The sequence below is a fragment of the Janthinobacterium sp. JF4 genome, from assembly GCF_059617925.1.
On the sequence record NZ_JCAQAV010000004.1, the window covers coordinates 39782 to 55468 of the forward strand.

Genomic DNA, 15687 nt, shown 5'->3' on the forward strand with positions numbered 1-15687 from the left:
CACGGCGGCGGCAGGAGCGGAAATACGGGGGGCCAGCGCGTGATCAGCCTGGCCGCGCAAAGCGGCGAATGTATACATAGGTGGGCTTCCAAGAAAGGACTTGTTTAAAAAATGAAGCCGGCAGATCTTGTATACAGTTTCGAGGGACACAGGAGCCAGACGACGCAACCACGCAGCAGGGGGTGATTGTAATTCTGATATTTAAGTTGTCGCAATTATATCCAATATATTTGCAAAAGCAAATTGATTTCTATCGGTATCAATAAAATTTTCATAATTTTTTGCGCCTTCCCGCCGCCGCCGGTGTTGCCATCTGGGGCCTGAAAATACATGCGCCTTCTCGGCCCGCACCACAATCGCCTACAATCTCGGGATGAATCAACTTACCCTCGTCCTGCCCTTCGCCTTGCCCAATGCCGAACTGGCTGCCGACCTGCTCAAGGTCTTGCAGGCGCCCGCGCTGGCGGCCCTGCTGTCGCGCACATCCACTTGCAATTTAGAAATTTTTGACAACGCCAACCGCCTGCTGCCGCATGAAGCGTGGCTGGCGCATGCCTTGGGCCTGGCGTCCGCACCCAACGGCGAGGCGGCGCAGGCGGCCTTTGCGGCCCAGGCCATGCGCGGCTATGGTCTGACGCCGGAACCGGGCGGGCGCTACTTCCTGCTGCATCCGGCCCACCTGGCGATTGCCCGCAGCCATATCAGCCTGGAAGACTTGCGCCAGCTCAAGCTCAGCGAGGCCGACGGCCGCGCCCTGTTTGACATTGCGGCCCCCTATTTCGACGAGATCGGCCAGCCCCTGGCGTATGGCGACGCAGGCACCTGGTTCATGCGTGCCGACGCTTGGCCCGACTTGCAGTGCGCCACGCCGGATGCCGCCACCACGCAAGACCTGTCCGTCTGGATGCCGGAAGGCGAGCACGCGCGCGCCGCGCGCCGCCTGCAGAACGAAGTGCAGATGCTGTGGCATGAACATGCCGTCAACGCGGCGCGCGAAGAACGGGGCTTGAAAGCCATCAACGCCTTCTGGATCTGGGGCGGCAGCCTGGCCACGGCGCAAGCGCCGCGCTGCGCCGCCAGCCTGCATACCAGGGACGCTCCCACCTGGCTGGCGGCACTGGCGGAACCATCACGGCGCGATGCCACTCCAAGCAGTGTGCTGGCAGACCAGTCCGACGCGATCATCGTGCTGGGCGGCTTGACCCAAACGGCGCAGGCGCAGGAATGGGGCATGTGGCTGCAACAGTTGCAAGCGCTGGAAGCGGACTGGTTCGCGCCCCTGCTGGCGGCCGTAAAAGATGGCCGCCTGGGCCAGTTGCGCCTGGTGCTGAGCCACCGCGACGCCTGGCTGGATTGCACCACCAGCAAGCATGCGCAGCGCAAATTCTGGCGCGCGATTACCCTGAACAAGTTGAAAGCATCATGACCCGTACCCGCATCGCCACCCGTCCCTGCCCTTACCGCGAATCCGAACTGCTGCGCCAGGGCGGCATCCACCCCGTGCTGGCCCGGCTGTACGCCTCGCGCGGCCTGTCCGACGCGAAAGAACTGTCGAGCGAACTGGCGGCCCTGATGCCGCCGTCCGGCTTGCTGCACATCGGCGCGGCCGGCGTCTTCCTGGCCGACGCCATTGCCGCCAAGAAACGCATGGTCATCGTGGCGGACTATGATTGCGACGGCGCCACCGCCTGTGCCGTGGCCATCCGCGGCTTGCGCGCCATGGGCGCCGATGTCGACTTCATCGTGCCCAACCGTTTTGAATACGGCTACGGCCTGACGCCGGAAATCGTCGAACTGACGGCGCGCGAAAAGTCGCCCGACATCATCATCACCGTCGACAACGGCATCGCCAGCATCGACGGCGTCGCCGAAGCCAACCGGCGCGGCATCCAGGTAGTTGTCACCGACCACCATTTGCCGGCCGACACCCTGCCCGACGCGGCCGTCATCGTCAACCCGAACCAGCCCGCCTGCGGCTTCCCCAGCAAACACCTGGCCGGCGTGGGCGTCGTGTTCTACGTCTTGCTGGCCCTGCGCGCAGAGCTGCGCCGGCGCGGCATCTTTGATGCGCAAACGCAACCCAAGCTCGACAACCTGCTCGACCTGGTCGCGCTGGGCACGGTGGCCGACGTGGTGCGCCTCGATACCAACAACCGCATCCTCGTCGCGCAAGGCTTGAAACGCATGCGCAAAGGCAATATGCACGCGGGCGTGGCCGCCCTGTTCCGCGTGGCGGGCCGCGAAGCGCGCAGCGCCACGCCGTTCGACCTGGGCTTTGCCCTGGGACCGCGCCTGAATGCGGCCGGCCGCCTGCAAGACATGTCGCTGGGCATCGAATGCCTGATCACGGACGATGAAGGCCGCGCCTGGGCGCTGGCGCAGCAACTGAACGACATCAACCTGAAGCGCCGCGAAATCGAGGCGGAAATGCAGGATACGGCCCTGCTGCACCTCGACGCTTTCGAACCGGCCAACAGCAGCACCATCAGCGTGTTCGATGCATCGTGGCACCAGGGCGTGATCGGCATCGTCGCCTCGCGCCTGAAAGAAAAATTCTATCGCCCGACGATTACGTTTGCACCGGGCGCGGACGGCTGGATCAAGGGTTCGGGCCGCTCGATTCCCGGCTTCCACTTGCGCGACGCGCTCGACCTGGTATCGAAACGGGCACCGAGCCTGATCGACAAGTTCGGCGGCCACGCCATGGCGGCGGGCCTGACCATCCGCGCCGACGCCTTCGAGGCGTTTTCGCAAGCGTTCGAAGCCGTGGGCCAGGCCTGGCTCAGCCAGCAGCAGCTGGAACGGGTGGTGGAAACGGACGGCCCGCTGGAAGACGCGTATTACACGACGGCCTTCATCGAGCTGATGGATGGCCAAGTGTGGGGCCAGGGCTTCGCCCCGCCCGTCTTCTGCGATGAATTTCGCGTCGTCAGCCAGCGCATCCTCAAAGAGCGTCATTTGAAACTGCTGCTGGAAAAGAACGGCGTGCGTTTCGACGCCATCTGGTTCGGCCACACGGACGCGCTGGGCGAACGCACCCGGGTCGCGTTCCGGCTCGATGCGAATGAGTATAACGGCACGACCAAGGTGCAACTCATGGTAGAGCACGCCGAACCTGCGTAGTAGCACCTGACAGTACCTACTGCGCGAAGCGCTTTGCAGCCGGCGATGCTCACCGGCTCGGGGCCCCCGTGCCCTGAAGTGCTACGTGGCCACAAGGAGCCACCGAGCCTCACTGTCGTTCGCTACGGTGTTGTCAAGTGTCGCAATGTTTCTAGTGTTATTGCCCCACCTCAATGGCGCGCCGGATAGCCAACATTTCCCATAAACAATAGCGTATCTAGTCATACAGGCAGCCGCCGGTTGCCATGATTAGGAGACATAGCATGGAATACGGGGGATTTTGGCGCCGGCTGGGCGCGTTTTTTATTGATATGGCCATCATGCTGCCGCTCGTGGTACCCATCGTTTATCTGGGAATGCCCTGGAGCCAGTCTTTCCTGCTGTACTGGCTCCTGCCTAGCCTGGCACTGAGCCTGGCCTACAATGTGGTTCTCGTCAACCGATTCGGCGGCACGCCCGGCCAGTTGCTGTGCAAATTGCGCGTGCGTATGCTCGATGGCAGTCCCGTCACGCGCCAGGCGACGCTGCTGCGCTACTCCGTACTACTCACACTAACGACACTGATCGCCATTGCCGGCATTATCGGCATCTTGCGCATCGACGAAAACGCCTACGCGGCCATGACATTCACGCAAATATCCACCCACATGGCCCGTTTTAAACCAAGCTGGTCCGGGACGCTCGAGACGCTGGCGCAACTATGGATATACAGCGAATTCGTGGTGCTATTATTTAACAAGAAGCGCCGCGCCCTGCAAGACTTCATGGCCGGCACGATCGTCGTCAAACTCCCCGCCCGCGCAGCGCAAACGCCGCCGCTGGCGACCACTCCCACCTGAAAGCAGTCCAAACTGCCATGTTGACCGGCCTGAACCACCTCACCCTGTCCGTGCGCGATCTGGCGCGCAGCATCATCTTTTACCGCGACACCCTGGGCCTGTTCCTGCATGCGCGCTGGGACAGGGGCGCGTATCTGTCGGCCGGGGATTTGTGGCTATGCCTGGCGCTGGACGGGCAAGACACGCCTGTGCTGACCAGCCCCGGTTACACGCATTACGCGTTTTCCATCACGCCCGCCGACTTCGCCCCGTTTGCCGCCCGCCTGCGCGCCGCCGGCGTGTCTGAATGGCAGCAAAACAGCAGCGCCGGCGACTCGCTGTATTTTCTCGATCCTGACGGCCACCGGCTGGAAGCCCATGCGGGCAGCCTGGCGCAGCGGCTGGCTGCATGCCTGGCAGTGCCCTATGCCAGCATGCAATTCTTTGACGGCCATGGGGCGCTGGCGCGCACAGTTGGCAGAGGACAGCAAAAATTCCCGAAAAGGAGTAATATTAATCCATAAAAGGAGTTCATCATGAATCTTGCCTATGCCTACCCCAAGAGCCGCTTCGAGCCGGCCGTGCTTGTCGACCTGAATGCCAAAGCCGAGCGCGAGCGATTGTCGCAGGCGGCATTGAAGGGTTTTTTCAAGCTGGCCGCCGCCTGGAAACTGCGCGACGACGATGCGCGTGAATTGCTGGGCGGCCTGTCCAGCAGCGCCTATTACGAGTGGAAGAAGCACCCGGACCGCGTGCTGGAGGTGGACCGCATCACGCGCATTTCCTATTTGCTGGGCGTCTACAAGGCATTGCACATCCTGTACGGCGACAAACTGGCCGACGAATGGGTGAGTTTGCCCAACAAAAATCCCGTGTTTGGCGGACGCACGCCCCTGTCGCAGATGCTGGCCGGCGGCTTGCTGGCCATGCAGACCGTGCGCAAGCTGCTCGACGCGCGCCGCGGAGGGCTGTAATCTTGCCCGCCACCGCCCATGACCAGCTGCCGCCGCTTGCCGCCCTGCGCCAGATCGACACCTGCCGCCTGATTCCCTCGCGCTTCGCCGACATGGAGGACTCCGTGCTGGCGCCTCTGGCCGAAGACGACAATCACCTGCGCGAGCTGTTCGAACTCGATAACGCAACCAACGCGCGCCTGGTGGCCGAGTACGGCGGCGCGCCAGGAATTGGCGTGGACGAGCTGGTTTTTGGCGTGCCGCACTTTCGTATCATCAACGCCGCCTACACGTATGCGCGGCCGGAAGGGGCGCGTTTCAACGATAGCGAACGCGGTGCCTGGTATTGCGCCTTCGACATGCAAACGGCGCTGGCCGAGATCATTTTCCACAAGACCGTGGAATACCAGGAAATCGACTATTTCGACGACAGCGTCAGCTACCAGTCGCTGCTGGCCGATTTTTCCGCCAGCTTCCACGACTTGCGCGGCCAGCAGCGCTATGCGGCCTGCCTCGACCCGGCCAGCTACATCGCTTCGCAAGACCTGGCCGCCATCCTGCTCGAAGCCGGTTCCATGGGCGTCATCTTCCCCAGCGTGCGGCACGCCAGCGGCACCAACCTGGCCTGCTTCCGCCCCGCGCTGGTGGGCAATGTTCGCAAAGGCGCCGCCTATCGGTTAACATGGCGGGGTACGCCGACGCCGCAGGTGGAAGCCCTGTAAGACTACGCAAGCGCGCAGCGGCACCCGACTCACCGCAACCTGATATTTCGCATGCAAACCAATCCTGAAAAAGACACCGAACTGCGCCTCAAAGTAAACAGCGAAACGGCCCGCCTGGCCTGGAGCGAACTGGAAAAACACTTCGCCCAGGGCAATGTCGTCTGGGTCGCCAATGAACTCGATCTGGTCGAAGTGGCCGTGCGCATCTCGCACGACGACAAGGCCACCATCACGCAATGGATGACCGGTGGCAAAGTGGCCAAGGTGTCGGACCAGCAGGCGCTGGACTGGCAGGCGGCCGACGCCGCGCTATGGGCCGTTGTCGTCAGCCCGTTCATCCTGGTGCAGCAGGAAAAACCGACCAAGCACTGACACTTACAGGCTGCGCTCGGGCATCGGACGCAGCCTGATAAGTTTGATAATGCGCCAGCCCGCGTCAGTGCCCGCCGCCCAGATAAGCCGCAATCACCTTCGGATCGGTTTTGAGACTCTCGGCCGGTCCATGCACGGAAATGCTGCCGTTTTCCAGCACGTAGCCGTAATCGGCCACGTTCAGGGCGGCGGCGGCGAATTGCTCGACCAGCAGCATGGTCACGCCTTCGGCCTTCAGGCGCGTGATGATGCGGAAGACTTCCTCCACCAGGATGGGTGCCAGGCCCATCGACGGCTCGTCCAGCAGGATCACTTCCGGGTTCAGCATCACGGCGCGCGCCATGGCCAGCATCTGCTGCTCGCCGCCCGAGAGCGTGCCGGCCAGCTGGTCGCGCCGCTCCTTCAGGCGCGGGAACAGCTCCAGGGCCTTGTCCAGGTCGCCCTTGATGTCGCCTTTCGGGCGCGCGCGCGTAAAGCGGGGGAAGGCGCCCAGCAACAGGTTGTCCGTCACCGACATCGAGGCGAACACGCGCCGGCCTTCCGGCGAATGGGCCAGGCCGGCACGGGCGATGCGGTGCGAATCGAGCCCCGTGACGTCCTTGCCGCCCAGGGTGACGGTGCCGGATTTGGGTTTCAGCATGCCGGAAATGGCGCGCATGGTGGTGGTCTTGCCGGCCCCGTTCGAGCCGATCAGGGTCACCAGCTTGCCCTTCGGGACGTCGAGCGAGATGCCGTGCAGGACTTCGACTTTGCCGTAGGCGGCGTGCAGATTATGAATGGTCAGCATGGTCTTCCTCTCAGTGCGCCGCTGGCGCCAGGGTTTCGGCGCTGCCGCCCAGGTAGGCTTCGATCACTTTCGGATCGCTCTGGACCAGCGCGGGCGCGCCTTCGGCGATCTTCTGGCCGAAGTCCAGCACCGTCACCACGTCCGACAGGGACATCACCACGTCCATGTGGTGCTCGATCAGGATGATGGTGATGCCATGCTCGCGGATCTTGCGGATGATGGCCATCAGTTCCTTGATGTCGGGCGCCGTCAGGCCCGCCGCCGGTTCATCCAATAACAGCAGGCGCGGATTGAGACCCAGCGCGCGGCCGATTTCCAGCAGCCGCTGCTTGCCGTACGGCAGATTGCGCGCCTCTTCGTTGGCCAGGTCCGCCAGGCCCACGAACTCGAGGATGCTGGCGGCCCGCTCGCGCGCGGCCGCCTCTTCGCGCTTGTAGCGCGGCGTGTGCAGCATCACGTCCAGCACGTTCGACTTGAAGGTGTTGTGCAGGCCCACCAGCACGTTTTCCGTGGCCGTCATCTCGCCGAACAGCTGCACGTTCTGGAAGGTGCGCGCCACGCCGCCCAGCGCGATTTCGGACGGAGTGCGGCCGGAGATCACGGCGCCGGCAAACTCCACCTTGCCCGCCGTCGGCTTGTAGATCCCCGTGAGCACGTTCATCATCGTGCTCTTGCCCGAGCCGTTCGGCCCGATCAAGCCGTGCACGGAGCCTTGCGTGACGGTCAGGTCCACCTGGTTCAGCGCCTTCAGGCCGCCGAACTGCATCAGGGCCTGGTCCACGCGCAGCAAAGGCGCTCCGTGCGATCCGCCCTGCGCAGGGTCGATCTGCGCGAACGGCGCCACGCCGTGCGAGGCGACGGCCTGCACATGGCGCCGCCCCTTGCCGATAAAGCTCATCAGGAAGCCCACGATGCCGTCCTGCAGGTAGTACACGACAAACAGCGTCATCAGGCCGAAGATGGTCAGGCGCCAGTCGACCATGTTCTCCAGTTTGTAGGAAAACGCGGCCAGGCCAATGGTGGCGACCAGGGGCACGATCACGCCGCGCACGGTGGAGCGCTTTTTCGCCAGCATGAAGGCCGAGCCGATCACGCCCAGCACGGCGGCGCTGACGGCGATCTTGCGGAACAATTCGATGTCGGCCAGCAGGCTGGGCAGCATGACGACGATCAGGGCGCCGATCAAGGCGCCCGAGCGTGTCTTGCGTCCGCCCATGATGACGGCCAGCAGGAACAAGATCGTCAGTTCGAAGTTGTAGGTATTGGGCGAGATGTATTCTTCCGAATACGCATACAGGCTGCCGGCCAGGCCCGCGAAACCGGCGCTGATGACAAACGCATACACTTTGTAGCGGTACACGGACACGCCCATGCAGTCCGAGGCGATCGGGCTGTCGCGCAAGGCTTCAAACGCCCGCCCCAGGTTCGATTTCAGGATACGGTGCACGACGATCAGCGAGACCACCAGCAGCGCGGCGACCATGTAGTAGTACTCCACCTCGGAGAGCTTGTGGCCGAACAGGACGGGCTTGTGGATCTTGATGCCCATCGGCCCTTCCGTCAGGAAGCTCATTTCATTGATCAGGATTTGCACGATGGTGCCGAAGGCCAGGGTCACCATGGCCAGGTAGGGCCCCGTCACGCGCAGGGCCGGCAAGGCCAGGATGGCGCCAAACACGGCCGCGCCCACAATACTGGCGGGGATGGCCAGCCAGAACGACACGCCCAGCTTGAATACCAGCACGCCCGTGACGTACGAGCCGATGCCGAACAGGCCCGCATGGCCCAGCGACACCTGCCCCGTGTAGCCGACAACGATATCGAGGCCGAACAGCAGGATGGCGTAGATCAGGATGGTCTCGGCCAGGTGAATGTAGTAGGGGTTCGGAATGACGATGGGGAACAGCGCGAGCGCGGCCAGGCCCGCCGCGCTCAATGCCAGCATGGTGATTTTCTTGTTCATGTGGTCCTCAGACTTTCTTGATCGCGGCTTTGCCGAACAGGCCGGACGGCTTGACGGCCAGCACCAGCAGCAGGAGCAGCAGGCCAGGCACTTCCTTGTAGCCGGTGGAGATGTAGTAACCGGTGGTCGTCTCGGCGATGCCCAGTATCAGGCCGCCGACGATGGCGCCCATGCCCGAGGTCAGGCCGCCGATGATGGCCACGGCAAAGGCTTTCAAGCCAAGTGACGCACCCATGGTGGCACCCGTCAGTGTCAGGGGCGCCACCAGCACGCCGGCAAAGGCGGCCGTGGCCGACGACAGCGCGTAGGAAAAGGTGATGACCATGCCCGTGTTGATGCCCATCAGGCCGGCCGCGTCGCGGTCGTTGGCTGTCGCCACCACGGCCTTGCCGTAGATCGATTTACGGTTGAACACTTCGACGGCCAGCATGATGGCCAGCGCGCCGACGATGACGGCCACCTGCATCTGCTGCACGTTGGCGCCAAATACCTGGAACGGCGCGGCCGACAGCGGCGACGGGAACATCAGGTCGTCCTTGCCCCAGATATTTTCCGCCACGTTCTTGAAAATGATGGCCAGCGCGATGGTCGACATGATCCAGCCGAATTCGGATTTGATCTTGATGGCGGGCCGCACGCCTATCCATTCGACAAACACGCCCTGCAAGGCGCCGAAGACGATGACGATGGGGATCATCAGGAGATAGCTCATGTACGGGCCGCCGTGGATGGTGCCCACCAGGGACAGGCCCACGAGCGCGCCCAGCATCAGCGATTCGCCCTGGCCGAAATTGAGGGTGCCGGAAGTGGCAAAGGTCAGCTGGTAGCCGAAGGCGATGACGGCATAGATCATGCCCAGCGCGATGCCGCTGAAGACGAGCTGCAGGAAGATTTCCATGGTGTTCCCCGGAAGACGAAAGATGAAAAAATGGCCAGTCCTGATTCCTCAAGGCTGGCCATTTCGCGGCGAGAGACTTGGAATTAGCCGGACTTATTTGGCAAGAACGACCTTGCCGTCCTTGACTTCGCCGAACACGGTCAGCTCGGCGCTGATCGCTTCATGGTTGGTCTTGCTGAACGGCTTGTTGTAGGTGGTGACGGCGCCTTCCACTTTTTCATTCAGGTTTTCCAGCGCGGCGCGCACTTTCGGGCCGTCCGTGCCGCCGGCCTGCTTGAAGGCCGCAGCCAGCAGGTAGATGGAATCATAGCCTTGCGCGGCCGAGACGGCCGATGGCATGCGTCCGCCCGATGGCTTGTAGGCGGCCACGTAGGCGTCGATGAAGGCCTTGCGTTTCGGCGTGCTGGCATCCTGGATGAAGGTTTGCGGCATGCGCGTGCCGTTGCCATTCTTGCCCGCGTTGTCGATGAAATTGCCCATGGCCAGGGTCCAGCTGCCGATCAGCGGCACTTTCCAGCCCAGTTTTTCCATGCCGTTGGCGATCTGCGCCAGTTCCGGTCCGATGCCGTAGGTCAGCACGACTTCCGCGCCCGCCTGCTTGGCTTTCAGCAGCTGGGCCGTCATGTCGACGTCCTTGATGTTGTATTTTTCAACGACGACGGGCTTGATGCCCTTCTTGTCCAGCGCCTTTTCCAGGTCTTCGCGGCCCAGCTGGCCGTAGTTGGTGGAGTCGGCCAGGATCGCCACTTTCTTGAACTTGCGGTTATCGATCGCCTCATGCACGATCATGCCGGACTGGATGGTGTCATTGGCCGCATTGCGGAAGATGTAGTTTTCCGGCTGGTCGGCGAATTGCTTGGTGACGATGGAGCCCGTCGCCACATTGTTCATGACGGGAATTTTCGCTTCCTGATAGAAGCGCTGCGAAGCGAGGGCCACGCCCGTGTTGATATAGCCGACGGTGGCGGCGACCTTTTCCTTGTTGATCAGCTCCTGGGCGATCTGCACGCCGCGTTCGTTCTTCGCTTCGTCATCGCGCTCGATCAGCAGCAGGGAACGGCCCAGCACGCCACCTTTGGCATTGATTTCCGCGACGGCCAGCTTGACGCCGTCGCGCATCGACACGCCCATCGGCGCGGAACCGCCCGTGAACGGACCGGACACGCCGATCTTGATGGGGTCGGCTGCCACCGCCGCCTGCGAGAAACCCAAAACCAAACTTGCCACAAGCAATTTCTGTTTCAAATTCATTGTCATCTCCTCTGATACAACGTTTTGAATGCCACGTATTTTTATAGTCGTACGCTGGATAACCGCCCCATCGATAAATCATTGTAGGTGAGTAAACATGCACCAGCAACAACTACATATGACGCGTCGCAACATGCGGAAAAGACCGAATTACCGGTCCGCTGTCAGTCTTTTGTAAGGAAAATATGACGCAAATTGGAACACACTGCACCATTTGGCAACAGCCCTGCCGCCGATGCTGGCCGCCAGGCGGCTTCGACAGCGAGCTGATCTGGCGCAATACTGCCAATGCTCAGCATGCTAACGTCGGCCATGCCAGCGCGTGCGCGCCGGTCCCATCAGCCACTGCTACCGCTTGGAGGCCCTATGCAGCGCCCGTCGAACTCATCCATTCCCCCGCTGCTACTTGGCGCCATCGCCAGCCTGCTGCTGGGCGGCTGCGCCACCAATCTGGCGCCCGTGCGCACCTTTGCCGAACAGACGCACAAGATGTCGATCCACTTCGAACCCATGCTGGCGGGCGGCGTCCATAGCTGCATGGACAAAGCCATGCGCAAGCGTTTGATCCTGGCAGAGCGTTTCGATGCGCAAGCGAGCGAACAGGCGGCGCGCGCCGATTGCGCCGCCATCGCGCAGGCCAGCGCATCGGTCGCCCGCCTGAACGACGTCCTGCTGCGCTATGCCCACACCCTGGCGGCGCTGGCCGATGACAAGCTGCCCGTCTACCAGACAGAGCTTGGCGGACTCGGCGATGCGCTGGGCGGTCTGGCGCAGCCGGGCGGCGGCGCACCCCTGCTCGATGCGGGCAAGCTGGCCAAGGTCGTCAAATTGAGCGAGCACCTGAGCCGCCTGGCCACGCAGCGCCTGCAGAAATCGGCCTTGCGCGAACTGCTCGACGAGCAGGAAGCCGTCGATATCGTCAGCAATGCGCTCAAGGAGTATGCGCAGCGCAGCTACCGCGCCGGCTTGCAGGATGAATTGCGCGACCTGGACCTGCTGCGCGGCGCCGTCGATAACGCCGCGCCGCGCGAACCGCTGGCCGCCAACTACATCCGCACGCGCTTGCACTTGGAAGGCCGGCAATTGCAGGAAAGGGAAAAGATCGTCGCCGCGTACGTTGCCGCCGTCGACGCCCTGCAAGCCAGCGTGGCCGCGCTGCGGGCCAATCTCGACCGCATGCAGGCGCCCGAGCTGGAACGGCAACTGGCGCAGTTTTCACGCAACGTAGAAGCGCTGCAGCGGCAAGCGGCGTTCTATGCCCCGGCCCGCTGGTAAGCGGCGCGCACACTGGAGTATCCCATGGCCCAACTGACCGAACTGACGAAAGACCAAAGCTACGCCATCGCCGACAGTCTGGCGCAGGCGTCAAGCCTGGTGCTGGAATTGCGCATCCGCGAACGCGAGGCGCTGGCGCCGGACGAGCGCGCGCTGCTGGAGCAATATGAGAACCACCTGGACCAGATGGTGGCCCTGTTTCGCGCGTACGGCATCTACCTGACGGCCGCAGGCGCGGAGCAGGCGCGCAGCGATATCGAGGGCGCCATCGCCAAAGGCAAGTCGCAGCTCAAGCGCATCGCCGACGTGAAGGCCGCCATCGTCGCGGCGGCCAGGCTGGTCGACCTGGGCGCCGCCATCCTGTCGCGCGACCCGTTCGCCATCGGCGAGGCGGCGGCCAGCCTGCGGGCCAGGCCTAAAAAAGACGCTCAGGCTTGACCCAGCAGGCAGGCAAGTGGGCTTACTCGATGCTGAGCACGCCCTGGTCCGAACTCAGGTGCGTGCCCGTCCCTTCCTGCGCCTCCACCAGGCTCCTGGCAAAGACGCTACCCGCCGGTACCGACGTCAACGCATAATGGGCGCCCGGCTTCAATCCCGTGGCCAGGATGGCGCCGGCGGCCAGCGGCGAGGTCCAGTCCATGCGGGCAGCGGGCGCCACGTCGCGGTTGAACAGCACCTGCAATTGTTCACCCAGCAACAACGCTTCGGTAGCGCCAGTCGCGGTCAAACGCAAGGCAGCCGGTGTGCCGGCAGGCCCCGTGCCGCCATCATTGTCAGCCACGGCCAGCACGTGCAGGAAGTACTCGGGCGCGTTCAGGGCGGGCGCCACAGGAGCCGCCACTTCCAGACGCCAGGCGCCGACATCGCTGGTCAACGATTGTTGCTTGCTGACCAGCGGCGTCTGATTGCGCCACAGGTAACTGCCATCGGCTTGGCGCCGGCGCACGGTGAAACGGCAATCTGCGCCGTTACCGGCAACCTCGCCAGTGTCGAGATTGGTCTGCGCGCAGCCATTTCCCCCTTCCTGCGCGCCACCCACCTTGCGCACGCTGGCATCGAGCGGCAGGATCGTCTGCGCCGTCAGCATGCCGCCGCCATTGCGAATGGTAACGATGCGCTCCTGGCCTGCGCTATAACCGAGCTGGTACTGGCCATTGCCCAGCGCCGTCAGGCCAGGTGCAGCGGATACGGGATCATTTGCCGTATGCAGCAGGAAGGTGGCCGGCAAAGACTGCTTGCTGCGCACGCTATCGAAGACGACAGTGACCGGCTTGCCCCAGAACGATGGCGAGCGCAGGAACAGCACATTGCGCACAAAACCGTTGGCCATATCAAGCTTGCTGGACGCATAGGCCTTGCTTGCGTTGCCGCTGGTGTAGGTGTACTGCGGCGTATTTTCGTAGCGGATGATGCCGTCCAGCGCATTCGTCCCCCCAGGGCTGATTTCCTCGATCGTCGGATAGCCCTGTCTTGGCGCATAGAACCATTGACCGCCGTCATTGCTAAATTCTCTATCGGCGCGCGCAAAACGCTCGTTCTTGTCGAATATCAGCAGCGTATTATGGGCAATGCTGCGCGTGTAGTAATTCCACCAGTGGCTGCTGCCATATTCTTCATACGAGCCGGTGTCGAGCAGCAGCGGCGCCTTGTAATTGAGCGAGAAACTGTTCTGGTCGAAGTGCTGGTGATTTTCCGCAATAAAGGACGTCGATTTGAATTCCAGTAACGTGGCATTCGCATAGTCCCAGGTATCGCGCATCAGCACCTGGCCCGACGTCCTGAAATGGCGCGACAGTTCCAGCGACTCGAGCGGCGCCGCAGGCAGTTGAACAGGCCACAACAGCCGCTCCAGTATCAAGGCATCGTGCGAACTGCGCGACGCCACGATATGCTCGCGATAAAACTTCCCGGCCACGCCATCGGCCGTATCCGTGACTGCGCCAAGGGCCAGCTGTCCTATCAGTGTGCTGCCGAGCGGCGTCGTGAAATTATCGCCACTGGCGGGAAAACTGCCGTCATGGCGCAAGCCGTAGATATACGGATAAATCAGCCTGGCTTGCCAGTCGGCCTGCAACAGGGGCGCCGTCCCCGTGCTTTCCAGCGCGCTGCGCCACAGCAGCAGGCGCTCGGGGATGCTCGATACGCCATAGGCAAAGCCCATATGGTGGCCGCCATCGACTGAAATCCGGGCGCGTGCCGCAAGAAAGCCTTTTTCGTAGTGCGCATATGACGTTTCGATCATCGGCAACACTTCCGGATGCTCGTCAACGATGGCCAGCAAGCCAACCGTGACATTATTGACGGCGCTGAACGGGTGGCCGCTGATATAGAAATTGGCGATGGAAGGCTTCGATTCGCTGCGATCCCACTGCTCATACACGGGTTTTTTCTTGCAATCAAAACTGGTGCTGGTGATATACAACTGCTGATAGCCACACATCGAGACGAACAGATTTTCGTATCCCTTGCCCGTATCCGCAGCTATCGTTTCCTTGATTCTCTGCGCCGTCAAGTCACGGTAGGTGCCGAAACCCACGGCATCGGGAACGGCGCGGGCGCCCGTTTCGGCAAACAGCCAGTCGTACAGGATGCCCATGGCCCCCACCCGTCCGCCCATAGACCACTCCCCGCCAGCGACGGGGGCCGTCACCAGCAGCTTGTCGAGATAATTCAGGGCGCCATCCAGATACTTCGCATTGCCCGTCAGGCGGTACGCCATGGCCAGCATTTGCGCACTTTCATAAATCGTGCCGCGACTGCCGGTGGCCACGTTGCACAGGTCCGGCGCGCCGCCGGCAGGAGGAAGCAGCGGGCAGGACTGAATCGTGGCCACCCGTACATTGACACGTTCGACGAAGCTGTACCATGCCTTGTTGAGCGATGCATCCATCGCCGGTGACTGCCACAATTCCTGGCCGCCGCCATCGAGCAAGCGGAAATTGCGCATGGTTTCATTGCGCCGCATGCCTATCCTGCTTATCTGCCCATCCGCCTGCCACTCCATCGGTGGCGTCGCGCCGGTGCCGTCGACCGTTCTCCAGCCCGTGGGCACGACAACGCCATTGACTCTCAGGTCAATTTTATGGGTCTGGCTATTCCATGACAATTGGATGTTCGACCAGACATCGGGTTTTAAATCGATCCTGGCGACTGACAAATATTGGGCCAGTCCATTCGCCTGGAAACCGACCTGGAAACCAATGCGTTCCCCCACCGCGCCGGCCGGGCTATCGTAGGAATCAACGTGGCGGATAAAGAAGCCATTGCGGCTCGCATTGAATTCACCAAAAATCGCCTGGTTGACGCTATCGAGTGGATCCTTGCGCTTGGCGAACAGCTCCAGGCTGATGCTGCCACCTGCGGCGGGAAATGCAGCGGGCAGATTCGGCAACTGCGGTTTCAGCACATCGAAACTGGCCTGATTGACAAACAACCGTGGATGGCCCTGCTTGATGGGCGCGGGCAATTGCGCCATCGCGGAAGTGGCAAGCAGGCAAAAAGCGCCCAGCATGGCATGCGCCATTT

Annotated in this window: 13 protein-coding genes and 1 pseudogene; 9 read left to right on the plus strand and 5 right to left on the minus strand. The window is 62.4% G+C overall.

The window, feature by feature from the left end:
• Positions 1-373 precede the first annotated feature (373 nt).
• The 7 genes and pseudogenes from AC54AF_RS05645 to AC54AF_RS05675 all read left to right on the plus strand — a co-directional run bounded on the left by AC54AF_RS05645 (position 374) and on the right by AC54AF_RS05675 (position 5988).
• Positions 374-1426, plus strand: a complete 1053-nt coding sequence (locus tag AC54AF_RS05645) for a hypothetical protein (RefSeq protein ID WP_496635733.1) — start codon at positions 374-376, stop codon at positions 1424-1426.
• Entirely contained in the window at positions 1423-3123 is a 1701-nt protein-coding gene (gene recJ / locus AC54AF_RS05650; RefSeq protein WP_131689006.1) for a single-stranded-DNA-specific exonuclease RecJ, read from the plus strand. Before AC54AF_RS05645 ends, recJ begins: the two co-directional genes overlap by 4 nt.
• A gap of 263 nt (positions 3124-3386) precedes the next feature.
• Entirely contained in the window at positions 3387-3962 is a 576-nt protein-coding gene (locus tag AC54AF_RS05655) for an RDD family protein (protein ID WP_496635734.1), read from the plus strand.
• 17 nt (positions 3963-3979) lie between these two features.
• Positions 3980-4387 (plus strand): annotated as a pseudogene (gene fos / locus AC54AF_RS05660) (fosfomycin resistance glutathione transferase); the annotation flags it as partial.
• A 90-nt stretch (positions 4388-4477) separates the two neighbouring features.
• Positions 4478-4915: an MbcA/ParS/Xre antitoxin family protein gene (locus AC54AF_RS05665; RefSeq protein ID WP_496635735.1), complete on the plus strand. Its 438-nt coding sequence runs from the start codon at positions 4478-4480 to the stop codon at positions 4913-4915.
• A 2-nt stretch (positions 4916-4917) separates the two neighbouring features.
• On the plus strand, positions 4918-5616 hold the full coding sequence (locus AC54AF_RS05670) for an RES family NAD+ phosphorylase (RefSeq protein WP_496635736.1): 699 nt from the start codon (positions 4918-4920) through the stop codon (positions 5614-5616).
• A gap of 51 nt (positions 5617-5667) precedes the next feature.
• Positions 5668-5988: a DUF2288 family protein gene (locus tag AC54AF_RS05675; RefSeq protein ID WP_131689010.1), complete on the plus strand. Its 321-nt coding sequence runs from the start codon at positions 5668-5670 to the stop codon at positions 5986-5988.
• A 64-nt stretch (positions 5989-6052) separates the two neighbouring features.
• Here the strand turns inward: AC54AF_RS05675 and AC54AF_RS05680 are convergent, their stop codons facing one another.
• The 4 genes from AC54AF_RS05680 to AC54AF_RS05695 all read right to left on the minus strand — a co-directional run bounded on the left by AC54AF_RS05680 (position 6053) and on the right by AC54AF_RS05695 (position 10887).
• Positions 6053-6775, minus strand: coding sequence for an ABC transporter ATP-binding protein (locus AC54AF_RS05680; RefSeq protein ID WP_070219979.1), 723 nt, complete (start codon positions 6773-6775; stop codon positions 6053-6055).
• Positions 6776-6785: 10 nt separating this feature from the next.
• On the minus strand, positions 6786-8738 hold the full coding sequence (locus AC54AF_RS05685; protein ID WP_496635737.1) for a branched-chain amino acid ABC transporter ATP-binding protein/permease: 1953 nt from the start codon (positions 8736-8738) through the stop codon (positions 6786-6788).
• Positions 8739-8745: 7 nt separating this feature from the next.
• Complete coding sequence (locus tag AC54AF_RS05690; RefSeq protein ID WP_496635738.1) at positions 8746-9636, minus strand: branched-chain amino acid ABC transporter permease; 891 nt, start codon at positions 9634-9636, stop codon at positions 8746-8748.
• Positions 9637-9729: 93 nt separating this feature from the next.
• Positions 9730-10887, minus strand: coding sequence for an ABC transporter substrate-binding protein (locus tag AC54AF_RS05695; RefSeq protein ID WP_131689013.1), 1158 nt, complete (start codon positions 10885-10887; stop codon positions 9730-9732).
• A gap of 366 nt (positions 10888-11253) precedes the next feature.
• Between AC54AF_RS05695 and AC54AF_RS05700 the strand changes: the two genes are divergently transcribed.
• Complete coding sequence (locus tag AC54AF_RS05700) at positions 11254-12162, plus strand: hypothetical protein (protein WP_496635739.1); 909 nt, start codon at positions 11254-11256, stop codon at positions 12160-12162.
• A gap of 24 nt (positions 12163-12186) precedes the next feature.
• Positions 12187-12600, plus strand: coding sequence for a hypothetical protein (locus tag AC54AF_RS05705; protein WP_496635740.1), 414 nt, complete (start codon positions 12187-12189; stop codon positions 12598-12600).
• 22 nt (positions 12601-12622) lie between these two features.
• Here the strand turns inward: AC54AF_RS05705 and AC54AF_RS05710 are convergent, their stop codons facing one another.
• A complete protein-coding gene (locus AC54AF_RS05710) occupies positions 12623-15673 on the minus strand; it encodes a heparinase II/III domain-containing protein (protein WP_496635741.1) in 3051 nt (1016 codons plus the stop codon).
• Between the last annotated feature and the right edge of the window lie 14 nt (positions 15674-15687).

Bases quoted from the DNA above. Each gene is read 5' to 3' on its own strand.
- AC54AF_RS05695 (WP_131689013.1), bottom strand. From the start codon at position 10,887: ATGAATTTGAAACAGAAATTGCTTGTGGCAAGTTTGGTTTTGGGTTTC.
- AC54AF_RS05700 (WP_496635739.1), top strand. From the start codon at position 11,254: ATGCAGCGCCCGTCGAACTCATCCATTCCCCCGCTGCTACTTGGCGCC.
- AC54AF_RS05685 (WP_496635737.1), bottom strand. From the start codon at position 8,738: ATGAACAAGAAAATCACCATGCTGGCATTGAGCGCGGCGGGCCTGGCC.
- recJ (WP_131689006.1), top strand. From the start codon at position 1,423: ATGACCCGTACCCGCATCGCCACCCGTCCCTGCCCTTACCGCGAATCC.
- AC54AF_RS05690 (WP_496635738.1), bottom strand. From the start codon at position 9,636: ATGGAAATCTTCCTGCAGCTCGTCTTCAGCGGCATCGCGCTGGGCATG.
- AC54AF_RS05675 (WP_131689010.1), top strand. From the start codon at position 5,668: ATGCAAACCAATCCTGAAAAAGACACCGAACTGCGCCTCAAAGTAAAC.
- AC54AF_RS05655 (WP_496635734.1), top strand. From the start codon at position 3,387: ATGGAATACGGGGGATTTTGGCGCCGGCTGGGCGCGTTTTTTATTGAT.
- AC54AF_RS05680 (WP_070219979.1), bottom strand. From the start codon at position 6,775: ATGCTGACCATTCATAATCTGCACGCCGCCTACGGCAAAGTCGAAGTC.
- AC54AF_RS05705 (WP_496635740.1), top strand. From the start codon at position 12,187: ATGGCCCAACTGACCGAACTGACGAAAGACCAAAGCTACGCCATCGCC.
- AC54AF_RS05665 (WP_496635735.1), top strand. From the start codon at position 4,478: ATGAATCTTGCCTATGCCTACCCCAAGAGCCGCTTCGAGCCGGCCGTG.
- AC54AF_RS05710 (WP_496635741.1), bottom strand. From the start codon at position 15,673: ATGCTGGGCGCTTTTTGCCTGCTTGCCACTTCCGCGATGGCGCAATTG.
- AC54AF_RS05645 (WP_496635733.1), top strand. From the start codon at position 374: ATGAATCAACTTACCCTCGTCCTGCCCTTCGCCTTGCCCAATGCCGAA.